A 22,265-nucleotide genomic window follows, 5' to 3' on the forward strand; every position below is an offset into this window, starting at 1 on the left:
ATCGGAACTGAGATATTGAGGCTCGGTTATCGGTCACGCCCCCGCTCTTCGGCATGCGGCAAAAGGGACATCCGCGCCCCGGCGATCCACGCCCCCCGCGAGGTCACCAGGACAGGGTCGAATTCCAGAGCGTAAATTTCGGGGAAATCAAGCGTCATCTGCGACACGGTCAGCAGTACATCCTCCAGGGCCCGCAAGTCCAGGGCGTCCCGGCCCCGCTCGCGCTTGAGCAGCGAGAAGACCTTGAGCTCGCGCATCATGCCCGCGGCATCTTCGAGGGACAGGGGAGCAAGGCGCAGGGAATAGTCCTGGAAGATTTCGGCCTGGCTGCCCGAAAGCCCGAAGCGGACCAGGGGGCCGAACTTGGGGTCCCGGAGAGCGCGAATACAGACTTCCGTGGATTTGCCGAGGATCATCTCCTGCACGAGGCAGCCCGAGATGAAGGCCTCGCTGCGCAGGCACTGCACCCGGGACGTGAGGTTCAAAAAAGCCTGCCGCACCTCCTCGGGAGTCTGCAGGCCGAGTTCCACGCCGCCCACGTCGCTCTTGTACTCGATGTGGGGGGAGGCGATCTTCAGCGCCACGGGGCAGGCCAGGCGCTTGGCGATCTTGGCCGCGCTGCGGCTGGTGCGCGCCAGCTCGGTCCGGGGGTACTGCAGTTCGTAGGCTTGCAGCAGGGGCTGCACCTCGAAGCCGAACAGCTCGGTCTTGCCGATCTCCAGATACTCTTCCAGAAAACGCTCGGCCTTGGCCTTGTCGCGACGGTAGCAGACCTCGACGGGGTAGGCGGTGGTCTTCCACTGCGCGTAGCGGATCATGGCCTCGAGGCTGGTCAGGGCAGCCTTGGGGTTGGAATAGCAGGGCAGGCCACTGCGCTGCAGGAATCGCTTCTCCTCCAGCACGCCTTCCTGGCCGAGCAGGCAGACCGCCATGGCGGCGTCCAGGGTTTTCGGCAGGGCGGCCAGGGCCTTCGCGATGGCCGGCATGTCCACCCCCATTCCGGGGGCGATGACCACGAGGACCATGTGCACCTGACGGTCGCGGGCGACCTGCTCCACGGCGCGGGCATACTGCTCGGGCGTAGCCTGCATGCCGATGTCCACGGGGTTGGAGGCCTGCATGTGGCTGGGCAGGATTTCCCCCAGCCGCTGGGCCGTCTCCCGGCCCAGGCGCGCAAGATTGAGGCTGGTCCCGGCCATGCCATCGGCGGCCAGGATGCCCGCCCCGCCAGAGTTGGTCACGATGGCCAGGCTCGCCCCCTTGGGCAGCGGCTGCGTGCCGAACATGCGCGCCAGGTCGAAAAGGGTCGAAAGGTTGTCGACCTGAATGATGCCGGCCTGCCTGAGGGCCGTCTGATAGGCGCGCTCGGACCCGGTCAGGGCGCCGACATGGGAAGAAATTGCCTTGCGGCCGTGCTCGGTCATGCCGGCCTGGAGCATGATGACGGGCTTCTCGCGGGTGATGGTCTGGCTGATGCGCGCGAAGCGGCGGCCGTTGTTCATGCCTTCGAGATACCCTATGACCACGTGGGTCTGCGGGTCCTCGGCCAAGAACTGGAGCATGGACGCCTCGTCGATGACGGCCCGGTTGCCGAGGCTCGCGAACTTGGAGAACCCGATCTCCTCGCTGGCGGCCCAGTCCAGGATGGCGTTGCACATGGAACCCGAGGGCGAAAAGAAGGCGATGTTGCCCTCGGCGGGCAGGCGGGAGATGAGGGACGCGTTCATGCGGTCGGCCCAGGAGGCCACGCCGAGGCAGTTGGGCCCCAGAAGCGTCATGTTCCGGCGCTCGGCCAGCTGGATGACCGCCTCCTCGAGGTAGTAGCCTTGGCCGCCGATCTCGCGGAACCCCGCCGACGTGACTATGACCGTGCGGATGCCTTTGTCGGCGATGCTCTCCAGGGCGTCGAGAACGGCCTCGGGCGGCAGGCAGACCACGGCCAGATCGATGTCCCCGAGGGACTCCAATGCGTCGGCCGGGCGCTCGCCGGTCCAATTGACGGGCACGATCCTCCCCTGATACCCGGAGCCTTCGAGATTGGCCAGGATCACACGTGCCGGGCCCCCCGCGCCGTCGAGGGAGCCGACGACCGCGATGGCCTTGGGAGAAAACAGGGCGTGAAGATAAACGTCTCTCATGGAGAACCTTGATGTCTCTGGAAATTCCTTCCGATGCACTGCGGACACTGCAGTCTGGAATCCATTATGAGTTCAAGCAAGTCAAGCTTTTAATCCAGGCTCTGACACATACGTCCCATGCCAACGAGCACGGCGGGACCCACAACGAGCGGCTTGAATTCCTGGGCGACGCGGTCCTTGAACTGGCCGTGTCCGACGAACTGTACCGCAAGTTTCCGGACGCCCAGGAAGGACATCTGACCCGCATGCGCTCGGCCATGGTCAGCGAGACGGCCTTGGCCGGCGTGGCTCGACGCATGGGCCTGGGCGACTGCCTGTTGCTGGGCCGGGGTGAGGAAAGTCAGGGGGGGCGGGACAAGAATTCCGTGCTGAGCGACGCCCTGGAGGCCGTCCTCGGCGCGGTGTACCTCGACGGCGGCCTGGAGGCCGCCTCGGAGCGCGTCAAATTTTTGTTCGAGGGGCACTGGCCGTCCCCTCCGGAGACCTTCCGCCCGCGCGACTTCAAGAGCCTGCTGCAGGAAGCCACCCAACGCATCTGGAAATCACGGCCAAGCTACGCCCTCGGGGCCAGCCGCGGCCCCGAACACGCCAAGCTCTATTCCGTCATCGTGACGCTGCCGGACGGCACCCGTCTCGAATGGGAAGAGCGCAGCATGCGCAAGGCCGAACAGGGTGCGGCGGAACAGGCGCTGCACCTGCTGCAGGAACGCTACCCGGACATGACCGGCAACGACGCCGTGCAACCCGCACCCCGCAAATCGAAAAAGCCGGAGTGAAACACCCCGGCTTTCCGTCTTTGATCATCGCCACTAGCCGGAAAACCCGTCACTAGCCCTGCATGAGCTGCATGGCCATCTGCGGCAGCTGGTTGGCCTGGGCCAGCATGGCCACGGCGGACTGCGTCAGGATCTGGTTGCGCACGAACTCGGTCATCTCCTGGGCCACGTCGACGTCGGAGACGCGCGACTCGGCGGCCTGCAGGTTCTCGGCCTGGATGCTCAGGTTGGTGATGGTGTTCTCCAGTCGGTTCTGGAGGGCGCCGAGGCTCGCACGGATCTTGTCCTTGGAGACAATGGCTTTGTTGATGGCGTCCAGGGAACTCTGGGCTCCCTCCTGCGTGGAGATGCTGTAGCCTCCGCCGAGGGCCGGATCACTCTGGTTGCCGACGCCCAGGGCCGAAGCCGTGGAGTTGCCGATCTGGATGTAGTAGTAGTCCTCGGCCGAGTCGTTGCCGGAGCCGAAGTGCACCTTGAGCTTGCCGCTCGACTGCAGGCCGCTTCCCTGGAACTGGTCGCTCGAAAGATTGCCGTTCAGCAGATAGATGCCGTTGAAGTCCGTGGCGTTGGCGATTCGCGTGATTTCCGAGGCCATGGCCTGGTATTCGGAATCGATGATCAGGCGCTGGTCCGAGGTGTACGTGCCGGTGGCGGCCTGCTCGGCCAGTTCCTTCATGCGGATGAGCTTCTCGTCGATGACCTGCAGGGCGCCGTCGGCGGTCTGGATCATGGAGATGGCGTCATTGGCGTTGCGCATGCCCTGGTTGAGGGAGGCGATGTCGGCGCGCATCAACTCGCGGATGGCCAGGCCCGCCGCGTCGTCGGCGGCAGTGCCCACGCGCAGTCCGGAGGACAGGCGTCGGGTCGAAACGGAAAGATTTCCATAGGACTGGGACAAATTCCTGGCGGCGTTCATCGCCATCATATTATGATTAATGACCAAAGACATGAGATGACCTCCTTGTGCGGTTGTACACGCCTCAATGCACTCCGGATGCCACTTTTAATATTCCATTTATTTTCAATATATTAAAAACAAGCACTCGATTGTGTGTCAAAAACCGGGTCAATTTTGCCTCCCCGACCGTTCTAAAGTTTTGCCGCCGCCTGCCGATCAATAGGATGAATCAGAATATCACGAGGAGGCCACGGCCATGAAGATATCCTCCCTTGCCTTCGAACCCCAGGAAATGCTCACGGCTGTCGACCACGTCGCCCAGCAGCGAACCGCGCCGGATAGCGGCGAACGCGATCTGCACGCCCTGCTTCGTGACGGGACGGCGAACGCCCCTCAGGACGAAACGGAAGAAATTTCCCTGCAGAAGCTGCAGCACCTGACAGAGGCCGTCGATTCCTACATGGCCTCCATCGGCGTGAGCCTGAAATTCAACATCGACGAACGCACGGACATGGTTCAGGTGGAAGTGCGCGACCCGGAAACGGACAAGCTCATCCGCAAGATCCCAGCCGACGAAATGCTCGACTTGGCCGCGTCCATCGAGAACATGGTCGGCCTGTTCCTCGACAAGGCACTCTAACGCCCAGCCAACGGAAAAATCGGAAGCCCGCGCTGCACACTGGCAGCGCGGGCTTCCGATTTTTCTTCAAAGGCGCTCGTTAGCGCTTGAGCTGGATCAGGGTCGTCAGCATGCCGTCGACGGTGGTGATGGTCTTGGAGTTGGCCTGAAAGCCTTTTTCCGTGGTGATCATCTTCACGAACTCCGTGGCCAGGTCCACGTTGGACTGCTCCAGGGAGTTGGAGGCGATGCTGCCCTTGCCGCCGGTGTTGGCCAGACCGGTGATGGGCGGCCCCGAGGAGCGGGTCTCGGAGAAGAGGTTGCCGCCCTCGCGGTAGAGTGCGTAGTTGTTGTTGAAGGTCGCCAGGGTCACGGCGAAGAGCTGCAAGACCTGCCCGTTGGAGTATCGTCCCGTGATGACGCCGTCGCGGTCCACGGAGATGTTCTGCAGGAACCCGGCGGTATAGCCGTCCTGGGCCTGGAATATGGTCGTGGAGCCCGTAGAGTAGTTGGTCGAGGACAGGGCGCTGATCTCTTTGGAATCCATGCCGTTGATGGAGCCCAACTCCGCTGAGGTCAACGTTGCGGCATCGAGAGCGGCAAGCGAGCCCAGGTTGTCCAGACCGGGAGTGGTCGGTGCAGGCACTTGGGTCGACGGACCAGGATTCCAGAGGTTGTTCTTGTTGCGCAGTCCAAAATTGATCTCGACGATCTTGGTGTTCTCGGACACGGTTCCGGCAGCTGTGACGCTGCCGTTTTCCGTTCCCAGGAAATTGGCGGTGCAGATGGGGTAACCGTTCTGGGAAAAATCAGCCGGTGTCCATGAGCTAAGGAGGTTCGGGTCGGCAACGGTCGGGTTGTTGATCGTGAACGCCGACATATTTTCCAACTCGCCAGCAGCGTTGAAAGTCAGCGTGCCGGTCATGAGCACACCGCGCTTGGTGTCGCCGTCATCCCAGAACGTGCGGTTGTCCTCGCCCGGGGGCACGGCTACGATGTACTCCCAGTAGCGCTTGCCGCCAGCGACATCCGCCACCTCATCGTTTGCTACCGGATCCATGTACACCGTCAGATTGTGTGAGGAACCGTTCTCGTCATAGACCTTGAGCGTGGTCTGGTACGCATACCGCTCCTCGCCGAGCGGCTTCTCGGCGGTTGCGTCGTAGTTGGACAGCATCGAGGTGAACGGGGTCACATCGCTGGCCGACTTGTCCTCGGAGCCGGAATCCACGTTGACGATGACGTCGATACGGCTTGTTGCCTGAGGCGGGGATTGGAAATTCTCCAATTTGATGTCCTGCGGAACGCCCTGGATCTGCACGCCGGCTGTTTCCGTGGATGTGGTCTCTCCCGAGGACGCCGTGCTCGTGGTCGACTGCTGCACCGCCCACCCCTGCAGGCGATAGCCGTGGGGATCGACCAGGAACCCGTCCTCGTCGAAGCGGAAATTGCCGGCCCGCGTGTAGTAGTTGACATCCTGCCCGGCCGGAGAAACCACAAAGAAGCCGCTGCCGCCGATGGCCAGGTCCGTGGCCTCCGTCGTGGTCTCCAGGGAACCCTGGGAAAAATCGCCCATGACAGTGCCCACGGACACGCCGCGCCCGACCTGGCCCACGCCCGAGGCCGTGGTCACCTGCTGGCTCAGGGCGTCCTCGAAGTACATGCGAGAAGCCTTGTAGCCGATGGTCGAGACGTTGGAGATGTTGTTGCCGATGACGGTCATGTCCTCGCCATGGACCTTGAGGCCGCTGGTCGCGGAATACATCGATGCTGACAAGCCCATATGTTACCCCCTTGTTCCGCCGCTGACGCGGCAAAATCTATGATTCCGTTGACGTGGCCGCCGGTTGCACGACCTTCTTGATGTCGCTGAAGCCGATCTTGCGCCCATCGCTCAGGCGAAAATAGGTCTGGCCATCGCCCTGCTCCACCGCGGTCACGATCCCGGTGACTTCGGTATCGACCAAGACGGTCTTGCCCGTGGCGCTTTCGGCCGAAAAATACACGTTGTACTGGCCGTTGTTGACCGTGGCCCCGTTGTAGTCGGTGCCGTCCCAGCTGAACTCGAACTCGCCGGCCTGCATGGAGGTGAACTTCTCCGTGCGCACGAGGTTGTTGTTGGCGTCGTAGATGTTGGCGTGGACCGTGGCCGCGGCGTCCTTCAGTGTGAAATAGACCGGCGTGGCGTAGTTCTCGACCTTGGTCATGCTGGAACCCGAGGCCGCGATCTGCTTGCCGATGTAGCCGACGGCGCTCATCATGTCCTGCTGGGCGGTCTTGTTCGTCAGGGCGTTGATGCCTTCGGCGACGTTGGACATCTGCTCCAGGCTCGAAAACTGCGCCAACTGGGCAATGAATTCCTTGTCGTCGAGGGGGTTCAGGGGATCCTGATTCTGGAGCTGCGTCACGAGCAGCTTGAGGAACGCGTCCTTGCCCAGCACGTCGTTGGCGCTCTTCGTTTCGGCCCCGTAAAAACCGCCCTGCTGCGACAAAATCTGATCGATCATGACCCACCCCTCTCAGGCAAAGATATCCAGTCCTCTTTGGGAAAGATTTTCCCTCTGGACTCCACTTTGCACTTCCCGGACCAGTCCGGAGTCCACCCGTTCGAGGGTGCGCCAGCGCTGGCCCGAGAGGGCCAGTTCCCGGTTCTCCTGGTAGCGGTTGTGCTGCTCGGCGCCCTGCCATTGGGATTGCCCCTGGGAGTCCGCCAGCTGGGTCTGGACCTCGAGCTTGCCGACCTTGAGTCCCTGGGACTCCAGCTGGGTCCGCAACTGGGAAAGCTGTTCGCCCAGGGCCTGCGAGGTCTCCTGGCTGCTGGCCCGCAGTACGGCCTGGACCTCCTTGCCCTTGACCTGCAGGATCACGCTGACCTGGCCCAACTCCTCGGGGTCCAGCCGGATGACAAGCTGCTTGACGCCCTGCCCGAGATTGCGGAAGGCGCCGGTCTCGACCTGCCTGTAGACTTCCGCGGAGCGGGAACTGACCGGGGATTCGCCACGCTGCTGGGCGGCTGACTGCGTATTCTGCCCTGTTCCCAGGGCCTGGGCCTCGGCCTCGTGTACGATTTTGCCGGATGCCGAAGCCACGGGCTTGGCCTGCCGGGGCTGCTCCTCACCCCTGGCGCCGAAAAATCCCTGACGTGCGTCCTGACGGACCTGGTCGCCCTTGGCGCCGTTGGCCTGTGCCGACACGACGTTTCGCGCATCCGTCGCATCGGCCCGCGAAGCGTCCGCGGCAACGCCATGGTCCCTGGCTGCTTCGCCCCGGCCGATGAGTTCGGCGGCCTGAGCGGCGCCATGACTCTTCCCGGCCTCACGCGACGCGCTGTCGACAGGGGGCTTCAGGGCCGTTTCCTGCGCGGACGCCGCCGGCTTGTTCCCGGTGGCCCGGTTCTCATCGGCGGCCTCGCCCGGCGTCTGCGCAGCGCCCGTGTCCGCCAAATGGGCCTTGGTCCCGGCGCGTCCAAGCACATCCTCCGCCTGCGCCTTGCCGTCGGCGCGAGCACCGTCCGCGAGACCGGCCGCACCCGCGGACCCCTCAGCCACGGACGCCCCGGCAGCCGCCTTCGGCTCGTTCTGCGCGGACGTCACCTCTTTTGTGGCCTCATGGACGGAGTCCGTCGATGCCTGGACCCGACCCTTGCCGGCCAGCGCCATGTCCGTTCCGGCGTCTGGCGCAACAGACGCGTGCGCGGCCTTCACGGAGCCGCCCGCATTCCGACCGGCTGCAGCAGCCTGGACCGGCGCATCCCCGTCTCGCCCTTTGCGGACTGCCCGCGCCTGCGAACGCGAAGCGGATTTTTCCGCCCCTTCGGCCGCAGCGCGGGACAACGCATGGTCCGCCCTTTCGGCCCTGGCGCCCGGCGCGACGAGCTCCTCGCGCAAAGCCTTGATCTGCGCCCCAAGGGTCACGGCCAACTCGCTGCGCTCTGCCGGGTCGGCCTGGTGCAAGGTGCCCAGCAGTTCCCGCAGGGCCTTGATCCTGGCGTCCACGTCGGGGTTCACGGTCGCCCGCCCCTTGGCCTCCTGCTCCACAGCGTCCAGCTCCTCCTGCAACGCTTCCGTGTCAGGAGACCCGGCGTCTTGCGGCGCAGCACCGTCCGAAACCCCGGACGACGTCGACTCCGAGTCGTCCTTCCCGGTTTTCGCGACCTTGCCTTCCTCCTTGCGCGGCGCGTCATGGACATTCTCGGCAGCTTTTGCCGGATCGTCGGCCCGACCGGCTTCAGGCCGGGCATCGCTTTCCGCATGGCGTTCATGACTCGCGGGCGCCTCTTCCCGCTGCGGAGCGCCCTCGTCCACGACGGCTGCGGCCGGGGCTGCGTCCTGGGTCCGGTATTCCGTCGCAGCCGGTTCCGGACCGGAGACGGGCTCGCTTTCGATCGGCCTCGATGTCATGTCCTGCGGGTCGGGCTGCTTCATCTGCTCGGAAAGAAGGCCTGAAAAATCCTGGCCAGCCCGCGCGTCCATGAAATCGAAACGGGAAAAGGCCTGCGACGAGGGTCCAAAACCCGGTGCCATGGCGGGAAAAAACTGCATGATCCACCTCCTGCTGACGCAAGCAGATCAAAAGACGGGCCAAAGCTCGAAATACGGCCTTGAAACCGTTGCCGGACCCAGACGACTCTGGCTGAAAGGCCTCTGGGACACGTACTACAAAACACTCTATTTTTGTCATACATACTCTTTTTGATTTACTTTTTTCGCACCGCCATGCTAATCGGAACTCGACTATCGCGTCATGGCAGTGAACGGTTTGGCTGAGCTGGCTTCTCAGCCAAACCTTCCAGCCGCCTCTCCCGCTCCCAACGAAAAACGCCCGGCGAACCCGCCGGGCGTTTTTCGTTCATGCAAGCCGGTAATGCACGCAAAGGGAGGGTGCCCGCGCATTCAGAAGAAACGGTACGTCCCGCCCTCCTCCTCCGCCCTTTGGGCAATGATCAGCAGCAGCGGCAAACAAATCCCCCAACTCAGGCCGATGCGCAGGAGGCCTTGCGCCGTGTCCACCCCGAACGTCGCTGCGCCGAGACGCACCCCTGCCCAATACGCGACTGCGCCGGCCACGAATCCGAGAACAGCCCCGAGCACATACCGCCCCAAGAGCCAACTCAGACAATACCGCAGAGTCGAGGCGAACTGCAGCCACAGCAGCAGAAGCCAGGGAGGAGGGAACCCGGACACAAGGAGCCCGCCCTGGAAAGACAGGGTCCCCATTCGCATGTGCAGCGTGTCGACCACGATGCCCAATGCCAGTGCTCCCAGCATGAGGGAGGCCTCTTCTCCCCGTCTGCGGGCCAGCCCCAGGTGCGCAAGAACCGGCACAAGCCCAAGGCCCGCGCCCAGCCATGGCCGACCGTTGGCGGCCCCGAGAACGCAGCAGAGCCAGCCTGACTGGTAGAGAACGAAATTGAGGACCCTGGTGCGCAGCAGGCCGGACATCAGACGCCTCCACCCGCGTCGGGCTCGCCCATCCTGGATAACTGCATTTGGTAGTTGCGCACCGTGCGGCACAGAAAACCGGCCTCGCAATAGCTGAAATAATACTCCCACTTGCGCAGGAAGGTCTCGTCAAAGCCCTGGGCGAGGACGTCCGCGCGACGGGCCAGCAGCGCCTCCCGCCAGAGCCGCAGAGTCCGCGCATAATGGAGCCCGATATCGTCGAGACGAGTGGGACCTAGCCGCGTGCGTGCGCTCATGGCCGCGACCATGGCCCCCAGGGAAGGCAGATGGCCACCGGGGAAAATATGCTTGCGGATCCAGTCGGAACCGCGGCGGTAGGCATCATATTTCCGGTCGGGCATGGTGATGACCTGGATCACGGCCCTGCCGCCGGGAGCCAACAGGCGGTCCACGGCCTCGAAGTACTCGGGCAGGTTGCCGTGCCCCACTGCTTCGAGCATCTCAATGGACACGATCCGGCTGAAGACGCCCTGCACGTGCCGGTAATCCTCCAGCCGGATGTCGATGCGGTCGTCCAGGCCGGCCTCGCGCACGCGCTCCCGGGCCAGTCGGTACTGCTCCGCGGAGATGGTGATGCCTGTCAGCCGGCAGCCCGTACGCCGCACCGCCTCCAGAGCGAAGCCGCCCCACCCGCAGCCGATCTCGAGGACATGGTCGCCCGGGCCGATGCCGGCCATCTCCAGGACCGCGCCCATCTTGTTCTGCTGAGCCTGCTCCAAGCTGTCCCCGTCACGCTGAAAGATGCCGCTGGAGTAGGACATGGTCCGGTCCAGGAAAAGCCTGTAGAACTCGTTGCCCAGGTCGTAGTGCTCGGTGATGTTGCGCCGGCTTCCGGACACGGTGTTGGGCCGACGCAGATGGGACAGAAAGTTCAGGGTCCGGCCGGCCAGTGCCGGCAGGAACCGGCGGTCGTTCAATGTTTCCTCGCGCAGGGCCAGCAGGCGCAGCAGGCCCGTCAGGTCCGGCGCAGTCCAGTCGCCGTCGGCATAGGCCTCGCCGAAGCCGATGTCCCCCGAAAAGAGCGTGCGCTGGAAAAAGCGCGGCCTGTGCACGGCCAGCTCGACCCGTGGTCCGCCGTCATCCGGCCCGAAAGTTTCCCGGCCGCCGTCGGGCAGGGTCATGGTCAGGCGCCCATGGTCGAGACGGCGCAGAAAGCCGGTCAGCGCCGCCCGGCCCACCCTGTCGGCCACCGTCGGCGGGGCTTGGCGGATGGTCATGGCCGAGGCGGGTTCGGGTTTGGGAAAGACGGGCCGCTTCTTCCGGAAATAGAGCCGCGCCGCCTGGGCCAGGATGCGCGGGAACGTGGCGGCCGCCCGCAGGGGATGGCGCAGGAGCAGCCGGGCCAGGTTCGCGCACGTGACGGGACTCGAGACGCCGCTGAAAGACGCCGTCAGGGCCGGACCGTCCCCCAGGACGTAGGTGATGGCTACCCGCATGTCATCGTCCAGGGCGGAAAACTCGAACTCGTAGCGCCCCTCGCGCGGAAAGAACGGGGAAACGTGAAAGGCCTTGGGCGCCCCGAAGCGGCCCGTGTCGGGGTGGGGCGTGAGCACGTAGAGGTGGGTCTCGCCGAAGGTGTTGTTGACCTGCGCCAGAACGCAAAAAAGCCGCTCCGAGGCATCGAAGCAGTAGAAGAAGCTGGCCGGGTTGAAGACGTAATGGAACTGGCGCAGGGCCGTCAGCAGCACGACCCTGGCCGGCTCCTCCCCGATGCCGTTCTCGCGCAGGGCGCGCAGGACCTTCTCCCGCAGAGGGGAGTCCCCGGGGAAAAGATAATCGCGGTCGTGCAGGGCCAGAGGCCGGACGCGGTTGTGGCCGAACAGGCTGCAGGAGCCGGCCAGCTCGTCCAGGTCATCCAGGTCCAGGGCGTACATGTGCAGGCCGTAGTCAAAGCCGTGTTCCACCCCAAGCAGCCGCTTGTGACGCAGGGTCCCGGCATAGATCCTCGAACGCATCAGGTCCTCCTCAGACTTTCCGCCGCTGCGTTGGCCGAACGCACGGCGTCCTCGTGGAAACCGTACCCGAAATAGCTGCCACAGAACCACGTTCCCCGCCGCCCGTTCAACGAGTCCAGTTCGGCCTGTGTTGCCATGGACTCATCGGTATAGACGGGATGGTGATAGACGAGATCGGCCAGGACCTGCGACGCGTCATGGGGTGTCGGGCGGTTCAGGGTCACGAGAAACTGCCTGTCGCCGGCCAGCCCCTGCAGCAGGTTCATGGCGTAGGTGACGAAGACGTTCCTGTCCTCGCCCGCCACGCGGCGAAAATTCCAGCAGGCCCAGGCCGAGCGCTCCCGCGGCATGACCGAGACGTCGGTGTGCAGAACCGTCCTGTTTTCCTCGTAGCGCCACGCTCCCAGCAGCCGCGCCTCGTCCGCGGACGGGTCCCCCAGCATGCGCAGGGTCTGGTCGGCGTGGGCCGCGATGACGACCTCGTCGAAGACCTGCGGCCCCTCCCCTTCCACCTCCACCCGCACGCCCTCGCCCGTGCGCAGAACCCTGGCCACGGGTGCGTTCAGGCGCACGGTGCCGGAAAAGCGGCGCAGGAATGCCCGGACGTAGCTGCAGCTGCCGCCGCTCACGGTCCTCCAGCGAGGCCTGTCCACCAGCGACAGCAGGCCATGGTTGCGAAAGAAGCGCAGGAAGGACAGGGCCGGGAAGCGCCCCACCCGCCCGGCTGGGGTGGACCAGATGGCCGCGGCCATGGGCAGGAGATAATTTTCGACCATGAACGGCGAATAGCGGCGGCTGCGGACGTACTCGTCCAGGGTGCCCAGATTGCCGCCGGCTTCCAGGTCGGCCTTGGCCTGGCGGCAGAAGCGCGCGATCTCGAACAGGAAGCGCCAGTACTCGGGGGACGCGATATTCCTGCGTTGAACGAAAAGCCCGTTCAGGTCCGTGCCGGCGTAAGTCAGGCCGGTACGCTCGCAGTGAAAGCCGAAGGACATCTCCGCTTCCCGGGACGCGACGCCGAGTTCGTCGAGAAAGCGGATGAAGAACGGGTAGGTGGCCTCGTTGAAGACGATGAATCCCGTGTCCACGGGCGTGCCGCCGTCGGGCCCGTCGGGCACGGAGACGGTGTGGGTGTGGCCGCCCAGATAGTCCGCCGCCTCGAAAACCGTGACCTCGCGGATGTCCTGCAGCAGGTGGGCGGCCACGATCCCGGCCACGCCGCCGCCGATGACGGCCGTGGTCCTTCTGGTTCCGGCGGGCTTCATGGCGCGCCTCCCGGCTCCGGGGTGGCGTCCGAGGAAGACGTGCTCCGCGGAGGCCTCGGAAAAAAGGCGCTCGTCGCTCGTCTGTAGGCCTCGAACTCGGGATTGCCCTCGTACTTGGCTTCAAGCATGGGGATGCCCGAGACCTTGAGCAGCAGAAACCCGATCAGCAGCGGGCTGACCACTCCCCAAAGCCCCAACGGCGACGCCAGCCCCAGGAAGAAGAAGCCCCACCACAGCGTCGCCTCCCCGAAATAGTTGGGGTGCCGGGTGTAGCGCCACAGACCGGTGGACATGACGCGGCCCCTGTTGTCCGGGTTCTTCTTGAAGCGCGCGAGCTGCCAGTCACCCACGGCCTCGAAGAAGAAGCCCAGGGCGAAGAGGGAGAGCCCCAGGGCGTCGGACCAGGCTGGACCGCCACCCGGCTGAGCCACCGCAAGCAGGATGGGCGCGGCCACGACGAGAATGACCGCGCCCTGCAGCATGTAGATCTGCAGGAAGCTGCGCCAGACGAAGGTATCCCCCCAGGATTCGCGGAAGTTCCGGTAGCGGAAGTCCTCGCCCCGGCCACGGTGGCGCAGGCCGATGTGCAGGCCCAGCCGCAGCCCCCACAGGCAGGCCAGCCCCAGCATGACCAGGGGCCGGAAATGGTCCGGCGTCCCGCCAGCCAGCCAGGCGGCAAACCCGACCCAGGCCAGGACCGGACCGTAGGCGATGTCCATGCGGCTGTTGTCGCGTGTGTACATGCCCACGACGAACATGGCGTTCATGGCCAGGAGCACGGCCACGGCCGCGCCGAGCAACACTGTCGTCATCGCGTCCCCCTTTCAGGCCAGCTTGAGTGCAAGAAGGTAGCTGCCGCCGGCGACCAGGGTGCACAGGACCGTGCCCCAGGCGATATCAACCAGCACGACTTTGAGGGGCCAGTCCCGCAGGGTGGCCAGGTTGGTCAGATCGTAGGTGGCGTAGGTGAAAAAGCCGAAGAGCGCCCCCCACAGGCAGGCCCTGCCCAGGGACTGGGCCTCCAGGCCGGGCCGCACGGCAAAGAGCAGGATGCCTGCGATATAGATGAAATAGAAGACGAACGCCGCCGACCAGTTGACTTCCGGGCTCAGGAGATGGCGCAGGTTTGTTTGGTAGAAGCTCCGAGCCAGAACTCCCAGCCAGAGCATGTCGATGGCGAAAAAAACGGGTACGGTGGCAAGGTAGAGCTTGATCCAGAATAGAACACTCATGGCAACCCTCCCAATGCTGTGCGGCTGGCGAAAAAAAACGCCCGGCGTGAAACACCGGGCGACACTGTCAGACCATTTCCAAGACCCTGTATCAGCCTCCGAAGGAGCCAGCGCCAATGACTTCCATGGCCTTGCTGTAGTGTACCCTGACCAGACCGATCTTATCTTCCAGATCCTTTGAAGCCGCCTGAACTCCTTCCAGAGGGCATTCGGATTCAAGCTGGGCGGTCTTGGTTTCGATTTCGCGAACGAGGGCCTTGATTTCCGTCACGGTATCCAGAAGCTTTCCGCGGTCGGCGTCCTTGAGATCCATAAAGGAGGCCATCACGTCATACAGAGTGGCCTTCCATGCGGTGAGCTCTCCTTCGACGCCCTTGCAATATCCCTTTACAGCCAGCCTTTTTGCTTCGTCGGACATGCAACCTTCAATAGCCGAACATCCCCAACCAGGTCCTGGATAATCCATGTTTACCATAACGGCCTCCAAAATATTTTAGATGTTTGAAGATATTTATACACAACTTCAACTTATCGTCAACAGAAAGGATTATTTTGCATTTAATGTCACAAAAAATTCTGGCAAGAGGCGGGACGAAGGTTCTCACTCCTTGGCGGGCCAGGGCCCGGTGAGCCCTTGCCAGGCTTGCGTCGCCCGCCACTGTCAGGGCTTGCCAGGGAGCCCCAATTCGCGAAGAGTCTTCACGCACAACGCGGAGGGATGTTCATGAAGCCATGGATGCGGAGTTTCGACTGGCTGCGCCCGACAACGATCCAGGGGCACCTCATTTTGATGGTGCTGGCCCTGGTCGTGGTCCAGATCGCCGTCAGCTGGCATGTCATCTCGGGGTTGACCGAGGAGATGCTGCACGAACAGGTCGGCCAGACAGCCCTGCAGACGGCCAAAACCATCGCCCAGATCCCGCGCATCCGCCAGGCTCTCGGAAACGGAGACCCGGAAGGGGAGATCCAGGCCCTCGCCGAATCCATCCGCACCCAGACCGGAGCGTCCTTCGTGGTCATCGGCGACACGCAGGAGCGCCGCTACTCCCATCCCGTGCCCGAACGCATCGGTCAGACCTTCGTCGGCGGGGACACCGGGCCGGCGCTGAAGGAGGGCAAATCCTACGTGTCCGAGGCCGTGGGCACCCTGGGGCGCTCCCTGCGCGGCATGACGCCCATCCGGGGCGACGACGGGTCCATCATCGGCTTCGTGTCCGTGGGCTACCTGTCCGAGGGTGTGCACGAGTCCATCTCGGCCCACCTGGACAAGCCCCTCATGTACATCATCGGCATGAGCGTGGTCGGCATCCTGAGCGCCGTGGTCATCGCCGGACGACTCAAAAGGCTGACCCTGGGGCTCGAACCCTCCGAGATCACCAACCTCTACCTGGAACGCGTAGCCGTACTGCAGACCATCCGCGAAGGGGTTATCGCCATCGACCACCAGGGGGACATCCGCGTCTGCAACCAGGCCGCCAGGCGCTACGCCGGTCTGGCCCAGGACGAACGATTCTCCGGCAAGCCGGTGGACATGGTCATCCCCGAAGCGGGGCTCCTGCACACGCTGCACACGGGCCAGGCGGAGTTCGACCAGGAACGCACCGTGGACGGCCGCGAACTCGTTTTCAACATCGTGCCTGTCTTCCAGGACCAGAAGGTGCGCGGCGTGGTGGCCAGCTTCCGCCGCAAGGACGAACTGGACCGCCTGGCGGCCGAACTCTCGCGGGTGCAGGAATACTCCGAACTGCTGCGGGCCCAGACCCACGAGTATTCCAACAAGCTCCACACCATCGCCGGCCTGATCCAGATCGAGGCCTATCGCGAGGCCCTGGACCTTGTGGTCACGGAATCCTCGGGGTACGAGGAGTTCATTCGCTTTCTGGGCGAGGCGGTGCCGCACCCGGTCATCGCCGCCATCATCCTGGGCAAGTACAACCGGGCCAAGGAATTGCGTGTCAACTTCAGCATCGACCGCGACAGCACCCTGGCCGACGTGCCGGCCCGGATCAGCCAGGAGAAGATCGTGACCATCCTCGGCAACATCCTGGACAACGCCTTCGACGCCGCCCTGCAGCGCCCGGCCGGACTGAGGTCCGTGGAGATGTCCTTCACGGACCTGGGCAACGACATCGTCTTCGAGATCGAGGATTCGGGGCACGGCGTGGCCGTGGACGAGCAGGCCCACATCTTCGAGCGCGGCGTGACCACCAAAGGCCAGGGCCGCCGGGGCGTGGGCCTGTCCCTGGTGCGCCAGCGCCTGGAGGAACTCGGCGGGCAGGTCATGGTCAGCCGCGGACACCTGGGTGGGGCCCTGTTCACCGTAGTCATCCCCAAGGAGGCCTGATGGTCACCAGAGTACTCATCGTCGAGGACGACGTGCGCATCGCCGACCTGCACCGCCGCTTCACGGAACGTGTGCCGGGCTGCGAAGTGGTGGGTGTCGCCCACCGCCTGGACGACGCGCGCGACATGGCCCTGGCCCTGGAGCCCCACCTCATCCTGCTGGACCTCTATTTCCCCGAAGGGCCAGGCACGGACCTGCTGCGCGAAATCCGGTCCAGGGACCTGGAGATCGACGTCATCCTCATCACCGCGGCCAGGGAAATGGGCCCGCTGAAGGAGGCCCTGCGCGGCGGGGTCTTCGACTACCTCATCAAGCCCGTCACGGCCGAGCGCTTCCACGACTGCCTGACCAAGTTCTGCGCCTACCGCGACCGCCTGCGCCAGGGCTGCGCCATCGAACAGCATGACGTCGACAGCCTGCTCCACCCCGCCGCGTCGCGCGCCCAGCGAACCGGGACCAGCCTGCCCAAGGGCATCGACGCCCTGACCCTGGGCAAGGTGCGCGGCGTGTTCGACCAGCCCCAGAAAGAGGGGCTGAGCGCCGAAGACGTGGCGGATCTCATCGGCATCAGCCGCTCGACCTCCCGCCGCTACCTGGAATACCTCATCTCCGAAGGCACGCTCTACGCCGACGCGGTTTACGGCAGCGTTGGCCGTCCGGAGCGCCGGTATTTCCGCTGCTGAACGCACCCGGCCCTCTTTACGCTCCAGCGTGAGCACAATGAGCAAAATCCCCAAAATGGGGATTTTTCTTTTTTCGCTCCAAACGACATTTTCGTCTCCGACCGGCGTATCCGTGGCTTCAGAAACTCGAGGTCCCTTTCACGGCGCATCCGCGCCCCCAACACGATTTTGTTGCAGGAGGAGTCATGAAACGTTTCTTCATGTGCGCAGTCGCCATTGTCGCCATCGCGCTCACCGTGCCCGCGTTTGCCAAGACCGTGCTGAAGCTCGGCCACATCGCCGAGGTCAGCCATCCCTACGCCCAGGGCGCCGATTATTTCGCCAAACTGGTCGCCGAGAAGTCCGGCGGCGACATGGAAGTCCAGGTCTTCCCGTCCTCCCAGCTCGGCAGCCAGAAGGACATGACCGAAGGCCTGATCTACGGCACCATCGACATGGTCCTGACCGGCACCGCCGACCTGGGCCAGTTTCAGCCCAAGATGTCCCTCTTCGACCTGCCCTTCCTCTTCAAGGACCGCGCCCACGCATACAAGGCCCTGGACACCGTCGGCATGGAACTGGGCAAGGAGCTTGAACCCCGCGGCCTGAAGCTTCTGGGCTACATGGAGAACGGCATCCGCCACCTGACCAACAACGTCCGCCCGGTCAAGGCTCCGGCCGACATGGCCGGCCTCAAGATCCGCGTCATGTCCAACAAGATCTACATCGAGACCATGAAGGCCCTCGGCGCCTCCCCGACCCCCATGGCCTTCGGCGAACTCTACTCCGCCATGCAGCAGGGCACGGTCGACGGCCAGGAGAACCCCAGCGCCCACATCTACACCAAGCGCTTCTTCGAGGTGCAGAAGTACGCCTCCCTGACGGCCCACGCCTACGCCCCGGAACCGGTGCTCATCTCCATGATCACCTGGGGCAAGCTTTCCGACGCCCAGAAGGCCATCATCCAGGAAGCGGCCAACGAGGCCGTCGCCTGGCAGCGCGAACTGTCCACCAAGGAGGACAACGAGTACTGGGACAAGATCAAGGCCACCGGCAAGATCGAAGTCATCGACGTGGATCGCAAGCCGTTCATGGAAGCGACCCAGCCCGTGTGGAAGGAATTCGCCCCCACCGTCGGGCAGGACAACATCGACAAGGTCCTGGCCCTGAGCAACTAGAAGCCATGGAACCAGCCCGTCCCGGGATGCCGGGACGGGCTTCAAGGCGGCCATACCTCGGACATTTCATATTTCAGGAGATTATATGGACAAGCTTCTCAAGGGCGTGCGCTCGGTGCTGTACGGGTTTTCCGTCGTCGCCATGTCGGTCATGCTCGTGATCATCTTTGCCCAGGTCGTGACGCGCTACCTGTTCAACTATACCCCTGAATGGTCCGAAGAGCTGGCCCGATTCCTGTTCGTCTGGGTGGTCTTCCTGGGGTCGGCGCTGATCATGGGCGAGAGCGGCCACCTGGCCGTGCAGTTCCTGCCGGACAAGTTCAAGGGCACGGCCTTCGGCACGGTCCTGGACATCGTCATCAACGTCTGCGGCTACGTGTTCATCGGGCTGCTCCTGACCCAGGGCTGGAAGATGACCTCCATCATGACCTTCCAGCGCGCGCCGGGCCTGGATATCCCCATGAGCTGGGTCTACGTCATCATCCCGGTCAGCTGCGTATTGATGCTCCTCTACCTCTTCCGGGAAACCCTGCGCATCTTCAGAAACATTTCCGGGCGCGGCACCGGGCAGGAGGGATAGCCATGGAATTCGTCCTTCTCTTCGTCTTCCTGGGCCTGACCGCCCTGGGCGTGCCCGTGGCCTTCGCCCTGTGCCTGGCCGCAGCCACCATCCTGCATTTCTTCATGCACATGCCCCTCGTCATGGTCTCGCAGATGATGTACGCGGGCATCGACTCCTTCTCCTTCATGGCCGTGCCCTTCTTCATGCTCGCCGGCTCCTTCATGTCCGCTGGCGGCGTGACGGGGCGCCTGGTGAACTTCTCCCAGGCCCTGGTGGGCTCCTTCACCGGCGGCCTGGCCCAGGCCGTGGCCGTGTCGGGCATGTTCTTCGCCGCCATCTCGGGCTCCTCCGCGGCCACCACGGCCGCCTTGGGCTCGACCATGGTCAATGAAATGGAAAAGAAGGGCTACACCCGCGAATGGGCCACGGGCATCGTCGCCGCCGGCGGCACCGTGGGCATCGTCATCCCGCCGTCCATCACCCTGGTCGTGTACGGCGTCATCGCCGACACCTCCATCGGCGATCTCTTCGTCGGCGGCTTCCTGCCGGGCCTGCTCATGGGCGTGTCCATGATGCTGGTCAGCTGGTGGCTGGCCAAGAAAAGCGGCCTCAAGGCCGAAGGCACGTTCTCGGTTTCCGCCCTGTGGAAATCCTTCAAGGACTCCTTCTTCGCCCTCATGACCCCGGTCATCATCATCGGCGGCATCTACGGCGGCATCTTCACCCCGACGGAGGCCGCGGCCGTGGCCGCCGTGTACGGCATCTTCGTGGGCATGTTCATCTACAAGGAACTCAAACTCAGGGACTTCCCCAAGATCATCTTCCAGGCCGTCATCGGCACGACCATCATCATGTTCCTGGTCGGCGCGGCCAACGTCTTCGGGTGGCTCCTGACCAACCTGCAGATCCCCCACCATGTCGGCGCCTTCGTGGCCAGCCTGACCAACTCGCCCATCCTCTTCCTGCTGGCCATGAACGTGCTGCTGCTGATCATCGGCACCATGGTCAACGCCTCGGCGGCCGTGGTCATCCTGACGCCCATCTTCCTGCCTGTGGCCAAGAGCCTGGGCATCGACCCGCTCTTCTTCGGCGTGCTCATGGTCTGCAACCTGGCCATCGGCTGCATCACGCCGCCCGTGGGCCTGGACCTCTTCGTGGCCAGCGCCATCACCAAGGTCCCCCTGGAAAAGGTCATGAAGGCGTCGCTGCCGTACCTGTACGCACTGCTGGCCAGTCTTATGGTGCTGACCCTCTTCCCGGACATCATCACCATCCTGCCCAAGCTGCTGGCCTCGTAGGGCCGCGCTGCAGGCCAAAGAAAAAGGGCGATCCTTTGCGGGACCGCCCTTTCTTGTTGCAAACTCGATGCAGGCTACTGCAGCACTTCGGCCTTTTCGATGACCACCGGTTCCACCGGCACGTCGCCGTGCATCCCCTTGGAACCGGTCTTGACCGCGTCGATGGCGTCCACCACCTGCTGACCCTCGACGACCTTGCCGAACACCGCGTAGCCGAAGTCGCGCACGCCGTGGTTCAGGAAGTCGTTGTCGGCCGTGTTGATGAAGAACTGGGACGTGGCCGAGTCGACCTCGCCGGTGCGGGCCATGGCGATGGTGTACTTGTCGTTCTTCAGGCCGTTGGCCGCCTCGTTCTTGATTGGGGCGCGGCCCTTTTTCTGGGACATGGACGTGTCCATGCCGCCGCCCTGGATCATGAAGCCCTCGATGACGCGGTGGAAGACCGTGCCCGAGTAGAACCCTTCCTTCACGTACGTCAGGAAATTTTCCACCGAGACCGGGGCCTTGGCTGCATCGAGTTCGAGGACGATGACGCCCTTGTTCGTGGTCAGGGCGACCTTGGGGTTGCCGGCCTGGGCCGCGGTGACGGTCAGGCAGAACAGAACGAAAGCGAAGAAAAATGCGCGCATGATGTACCTTCCTTTAAAAGATGACGGCTTCGAACCACCAGATCTCGACCTTGGACTTGCGCCAGGTCCCCTTGGGCAGGCCGGCCTTGACGCAGGTCTGGTCGAGGAACGTTTCCCGGTCCCAGCCCCACTCCGTGGCCACCTGCGGAAGGAGCAGGCCCGAATGCATGGATTTGCGGACATACAGGCCGTGCCGGCCGATCTCGAGCAGCTCCGGGTCCGGACATGGCGTGATGGGGCCCAGGACTGAGACTTCGATCTCCAGGTCGGACACCTCGTCGGCCGTAACCGGCGAGAAGCGCGGATCCTCGAAGGCCGCGGCCCCGGCCATGCGCTCGATGGTCGCAACCAAGGGACCGTTGCCGACGATGTTGCCGATACAGCCGCGCAGGCGGCCGTGCTTCTTCAACGTCACGAAGGCCCCGAGCTCCATGCTCAGGGTCTCCGAGGCCAGGGCCGGTTTCGACCCGGCGGCCAGGTCCAGATGATGGGCGATGACGTAGCGGATGAGGTCCTTGCAGAAGCGCTTTTCCTCATCGGTCAGAACCAGCTGATATGCGTGCATGCCTGCCTCCTTAGCGGTCGAAAGGTGGTTCCAGCGGAGGGTTGGTCCAGTGCGGGCCCGTAAACGTCCGGGCGACGCCGTTGACGACGACCTGACGCCCGTTCACCCTGACGCGCCCCTCGGCGATCCACTGCAGGACCTGAGGATAGATGCGGTGCTCCATGTCCAGGATGCGCGCGCCCAGGGACGCCTCGTCGTCGTCCGCGAAGGCGGGCACCGCGGCCTGGATGACGATGGGGCCGTGGTCCATCTGCTCGTCCACGAAGTGCACCGTGCACCCGGCCAGGCGCACCCCGTGCCCGGCCTGCTGGCGCTGGGCGTGCAGCCCCGCGCAGGCCGGCAGCAGGGCCGGGTGGATGTTGACCACGCGGCCGGCAAAGGGCGTCAGGAACTCAGGCGTCAGGATGCGCATGAACCCGGCCAGGGCCACCCACTCCACGCCGGCCTGCCGCAGCAGGCGCACCAGCTCGCGGTCGAAGTCCTCGCGCCGCGGAAAGTCCGCGTGCAGGACGCAGGCCGTGGGGATGCCGGCCTCGCGGGCGCGGTCCAGCCCCAGGGCGTCCGCCTTGTTGGCGATGACGATGCGGATGTCGGCAGCAAGGCTCCCCTCCCGCACCCGGTCCAAAATGGCCTGCAGGTTGGAGCCTGAACCGGAGACCAGAACGCCCAGGGCCAGACTCAT

General features: G+C 64.2%; 21 protein-coding genes. 7 read left to right on the plus strand and 14 right to left on the minus strand.

Features of this window, described 5'->3' with window-relative positions:
• Nucleotides 1–26 precede the first annotated feature (26 nt).
• Nucleotides 27–2,138, minus strand: a complete 2,112-nt coding sequence (locus ACYQ3G_RS02385; protein WP_459822023.1) for an acetate--CoA ligase family protein — start codon at nucleotides 2,136–2,138, stop codon at nucleotides 27–29.
• Nucleotides 2,139–2,149: 11 nt separating this feature from the next.
• Here ACYQ3G_RS02385 and rnc point away from each other — a divergent pair, with 11 nt between their 5' ends.
• Nucleotides 2,150–2,914, plus strand: coding sequence for a ribonuclease III (gene rnc / locus ACYQ3G_RS02390; RefSeq protein ID WP_051307017.1), 765 nt, complete (start codon nucleotides 2,150–2,152; stop codon nucleotides 2,912–2,914).
• A 52-nt stretch (nucleotides 2,915–2,966) separates the two neighbouring features.
• Here rnc and ACYQ3G_RS02395 read toward each other — a convergent pair whose 3' ends face one another.
• Nucleotides 2,967–3,863 (minus strand): flagellin N-terminal helical domain-containing protein, encoded by an 897-nt coding sequence (locus ACYQ3G_RS02395; RefSeq protein ID WP_028577053.1) that lies wholly within the window; start codon nucleotides 3,861–3,863, stop codon nucleotides 2,967–2,969.
• A gap of 205 nt (nucleotides 3,864–4,068) precedes the next feature.
• Here ACYQ3G_RS02395 and ACYQ3G_RS02400 point away from each other — a divergent pair, with 205 nt between their 5' ends.
• Entirely contained in the window at nucleotides 4,069–4,452 is a 384-nt protein-coding gene (locus ACYQ3G_RS02400; protein ID WP_459822026.1) for a flagellar protein FlaG, read from the plus strand.
• Between the two features lie 79 nt (nucleotides 4,453–4,531).
• On the opposite strand, the gene ACYQ3G_RS02405 is transcribed toward ACYQ3G_RS02400, so the two are convergent.
• The 9 genes from ACYQ3G_RS02405 to ACYQ3G_RS02445 all read right to left on the minus strand — a co-directional run bounded on the left by ACYQ3G_RS02405 (nucleotide 4,532) and on the right by ACYQ3G_RS02445 (nucleotide 14,763).
• Entirely contained in the window at nucleotides 4,532–6,214 is a 1,683-nt protein-coding gene (locus ACYQ3G_RS02405; protein WP_459822028.1) for a flagellar hook protein FlgE, read from the minus strand.
• A 37-nt stretch (nucleotides 6,215–6,251) separates the two neighbouring features.
• Nucleotides 6,252–6,938, minus strand: a complete 687-nt coding sequence (locus ACYQ3G_RS02410; protein WP_459822030.1) for a flagellar hook assembly protein FlgD — start codon at nucleotides 6,936–6,938, stop codon at nucleotides 6,252–6,254.
• A gap of 12 nt (nucleotides 6,939–6,950) precedes the next feature.
• On the minus strand, nucleotides 6,951–8,972 hold the full coding sequence (locus ACYQ3G_RS02415) for a flagellar hook-length control protein FliK (protein ID WP_459822032.1): 2,022 nt from the start codon (nucleotides 8,970–8,972) through the stop codon (nucleotides 6,951–6,953).
• A 351-nt stretch (nucleotides 8,973–9,323) separates the two neighbouring features.
• Nucleotides 9,324–9,872, minus strand: a complete 549-nt coding sequence (locus tag ACYQ3G_RS02420; RefSeq protein ID WP_459822034.1) for a DUF2878 domain-containing protein — start codon at nucleotides 9,870–9,872, stop codon at nucleotides 9,324–9,326.
• On the minus strand, nucleotides 9,872–11,848 hold the full coding sequence (locus ACYQ3G_RS02425) for a DUF1365 family protein (protein ID WP_459822036.1): 1,977 nt from the start codon (nucleotides 11,846–11,848) through the stop codon (nucleotides 9,872–9,874). The genes ACYQ3G_RS02420 and ACYQ3G_RS02425 overlap by 1 nt, the downstream gene beginning before the upstream one ends.
• On the minus strand, nucleotides 11,848–13,113 hold the full coding sequence (locus tag ACYQ3G_RS02430) for an NAD(P)/FAD-dependent oxidoreductase (RefSeq protein ID WP_459822038.1): 1,266 nt from the start codon (nucleotides 13,111–13,113) through the stop codon (nucleotides 11,848–11,850). The genes ACYQ3G_RS02425 and ACYQ3G_RS02430 overlap by 1 nt, the downstream gene beginning before the upstream one ends.
• Nucleotides 13,110–13,925, minus strand: coding sequence for a DUF1295 domain-containing protein (locus ACYQ3G_RS02435; RefSeq protein WP_459822040.1), 816 nt, complete (start codon nucleotides 13,923–13,925; stop codon nucleotides 13,110–13,112). The genes ACYQ3G_RS02430 and ACYQ3G_RS02435 overlap by 4 nt, the downstream gene beginning before the upstream one ends.
• Nucleotides 13,926–13,937: 12 nt before the next feature.
• Entirely contained in the window at nucleotides 13,938–14,345 is a 408-nt protein-coding gene (locus tag ACYQ3G_RS02440; protein ID WP_459822042.1) for a DUF2177 family protein, read from the minus strand.
• 91 nt (nucleotides 14,346–14,436) lie between these two features.
• Nucleotides 14,437–14,763 (minus strand): hypothetical protein, encoded by a 327-nt coding sequence (locus tag ACYQ3G_RS02445; protein WP_459822044.1) that lies wholly within the window; start codon nucleotides 14,761–14,763, stop codon nucleotides 14,437–14,439.
• A gap of 306 nt (nucleotides 14,764–15,069) precedes the next feature.
• On the opposite strand from ACYQ3G_RS02445, the gene ACYQ3G_RS02450 reads away from it, so the two are divergent.
• The 5 genes from ACYQ3G_RS02450 to ACYQ3G_RS02470 all read left to right on the plus strand — a co-directional run bounded on the left by ACYQ3G_RS02450 (nucleotide 15,070) and on the right by ACYQ3G_RS02470 (nucleotide 20,389).
• Entirely contained in the window at nucleotides 15,070–16,689 is a 1,620-nt protein-coding gene (locus ACYQ3G_RS02450) for an ATP-binding protein (protein ID WP_459822046.1), read from the plus strand.
• The gene (locus ACYQ3G_RS02455) at nucleotides 16,689–17,372 is read left to right on the plus strand and encodes a response regulator (RefSeq protein WP_043775004.1); all 684 of its coding nucleotides are present in this window, start codon (nucleotides 16,689–16,691) and stop codon (nucleotides 17,370–17,372) included. Before ACYQ3G_RS02450 ends, ACYQ3G_RS02455 begins: the two co-directional genes overlap by 1 nt.
• A gap of 185 nt (nucleotides 17,373–17,557) precedes the next feature.
• Nucleotides 17,558–18,529, plus strand: coding sequence for a TRAP transporter substrate-binding protein (locus ACYQ3G_RS02460; RefSeq protein WP_459822049.1), 972 nt, complete (start codon nucleotides 17,558–17,560; stop codon nucleotides 18,527–18,529).
• A gap of 85 nt (nucleotides 18,530–18,614) precedes the next feature.
• Nucleotides 18,615–19,109, plus strand: a complete 495-nt coding sequence (locus ACYQ3G_RS02465; protein WP_028577066.1) for a TRAP transporter small permease — start codon at nucleotides 18,615–18,617, stop codon at nucleotides 19,107–19,109.
• A 2-nt stretch (nucleotides 19,110–19,111) separates the two neighbouring features.
• A complete protein-coding gene (locus ACYQ3G_RS02470) occupies nucleotides 19,112–20,389 on the plus strand; it encodes a TRAP transporter large permease (RefSeq protein WP_459822052.1) in 1,278 nt (425 codons plus the stop codon).
• Between the two features lie 74 nt (nucleotides 20,390–20,463).
• On the opposite strand, the gene ACYQ3G_RS02475 is transcribed toward ACYQ3G_RS02470, so the two are convergent.
• The 3 genes from ACYQ3G_RS02475 to purN are packed head-to-tail and all read right to left on the minus strand — an operon-like array spanning nucleotide 20,464 to nucleotide 22,265.
• The gene (locus ACYQ3G_RS02475) at nucleotides 20,464–21,018 is read right to left on the minus strand and encodes a peptidylprolyl isomerase (protein WP_459822054.1); all 555 of its coding nucleotides are present in this window, start codon (nucleotides 21,016–21,018) and stop codon (nucleotides 20,464–20,466) included.
• 13 nt (nucleotides 21,019–21,031) lie between these two features.
• Nucleotides 21,032–21,583 (minus strand): AmmeMemoRadiSam system protein A, encoded by a 552-nt coding sequence (gene amrA / locus ACYQ3G_RS02480; protein WP_459822056.1) that lies wholly within the window; start codon nucleotides 21,581–21,583, stop codon nucleotides 21,032–21,034.
• Between the two features lie 10 nt (nucleotides 21,584–21,593).
• Nucleotides 21,594–22,265 (minus strand): phosphoribosylglycinamide formyltransferase, encoded by a 672-nt coding sequence (gene purN, locus ACYQ3G_RS02485; protein ID WP_459822058.1) that lies wholly within the window; start codon nucleotides 22,263–22,265, stop codon nucleotides 21,594–21,596.

It is taken from the genome of Desulfomicrobium salsuginis (assembly GCF_054657795.1).

Excerpts from the sequence above, each read along its gene's own strand:
- ACYQ3G_RS02475 (WP_459822054.1), bottom strand. The coding sequence starts at position 21,018 with ATGCGCGCATTTTTCTTCGCTTTCGTTCTGTTCTGCCTGACCGTCACC.
- ACYQ3G_RS02460 (WP_459822049.1), top strand. The coding sequence starts at position 17,558 with ATGAAACGTTTCTTCATGTGCGCAGTCGCCATTGTCGCCATCGCGCTC.
- ACYQ3G_RS02400 (WP_459822026.1), top strand. The coding sequence starts at position 4,069 with ATGAAGATATCCTCCCTTGCCTTCGAACCCCAGGAAATGCTCACGGCT.
- ACYQ3G_RS02430 (WP_459822038.1), bottom strand. The coding sequence starts at position 13,113 with ATGAAGCCCGCCGGAACCAGAAGGACCACGGCCGTCATCGGCGGCGGC.
- ACYQ3G_RS02395 (WP_028577053.1), bottom strand. The coding sequence starts at position 3,863 with ATGTCTTTGGTCATTAATCATAATATGATGGCGATGAACGCCGCCAGG.
- ACYQ3G_RS02440 (WP_459822042.1), bottom strand. The coding sequence starts at position 14,345 with ATGAGTGTTCTATTCTGGATCAAGCTCTACCTTGCCACCGTACCCGTT.
- ACYQ3G_RS02420 (WP_459822034.1), bottom strand. The coding sequence starts at position 9,872 with ATGTCCGGCCTGCTGCGCACCAGGGTCCTCAATTTCGTTCTCTACCAG.
- purN (WP_459822058.1), bottom strand. The coding sequence starts at position 22,265 with ATGAGTCTGGCCCTGGGCGTTCTGGTCTCCGGTTCAGGCTCCAACCTG.
- ACYQ3G_RS02450 (WP_459822046.1), top strand. The coding sequence starts at position 15,070 with ATGAAGCCATGGATGCGGAGTTTCGACTGGCTGCGCCCGACAACGATC.
- ACYQ3G_RS02445 (WP_459822044.1), bottom strand. The coding sequence starts at position 14,763 with ATGTCCGACGAAGCAAAAAGGCTGGCTGTAAAGGGATATTGCAAGGGC.
- ACYQ3G_RS02435 (WP_459822040.1), bottom strand. The coding sequence starts at position 13,925 with ATGACGACAGTGTTGCTCGGCGCGGCCGTGGCCGTGCTCCTGGCCATG.
- ACYQ3G_RS02405 (WP_459822028.1), bottom strand. The coding sequence starts at position 6,214 with ATGGGCTTGTCAGCATCGATGTATTCCGCGACCAGCGGCCTCAAGGTC.
- ACYQ3G_RS02415 (WP_459822032.1), bottom strand. The coding sequence starts at position 8,972 with ATGCAGTTTTTTCCCGCCATGGCACCGGGTTTTGGACCCTCGTCGCAG.
- ACYQ3G_RS02425 (WP_459822036.1), bottom strand. The coding sequence starts at position 11,848 with ATGCGTTCGAGGATCTATGCCGGGACCCTGCGTCACAAGCGGCTGCTT.
- ACYQ3G_RS02465 (WP_028577066.1), top strand. The coding sequence starts at position 18,615 with ATGGACAAGCTTCTCAAGGGCGTGCGCTCGGTGCTGTACGGGTTTTCC.
- ACYQ3G_RS02470 (WP_459822052.1), top strand. The coding sequence starts at position 19,112 with ATGGAATTCGTCCTTCTCTTCGTCTTCCTGGGCCTGACCGCCCTGGGC.
- ACYQ3G_RS02455 (WP_043775004.1), top strand. The coding sequence starts at position 16,689 with ATGGTCACCAGAGTACTCATCGTCGAGGACGACGTGCGCATCGCCGAC.
- ACYQ3G_RS02385 (WP_459822023.1), bottom strand. The coding sequence starts at position 2,138 with ATGAGAGACGTTTATCTTCACGCCCTGTTTTCTCCCAAGGCCATCGCG.
- amrA (WP_459822056.1), bottom strand. The coding sequence starts at position 21,583 with ATGCACGCATATCAGCTGGTTCTGACCGATGAGGAAAAGCGCTTCTGC.
- rnc (WP_051307017.1), top strand. The coding sequence starts at position 2,150 with ATGTCTCTGGAAATTCCTTCCGATGCACTGCGGACACTGCAGTCTGGA.
- ACYQ3G_RS02410 (WP_459822030.1), bottom strand. The coding sequence starts at position 6,938 with ATGATCGATCAGATTTTGTCGCAGCAGGGCGGTTTTTACGGGGCCGAA.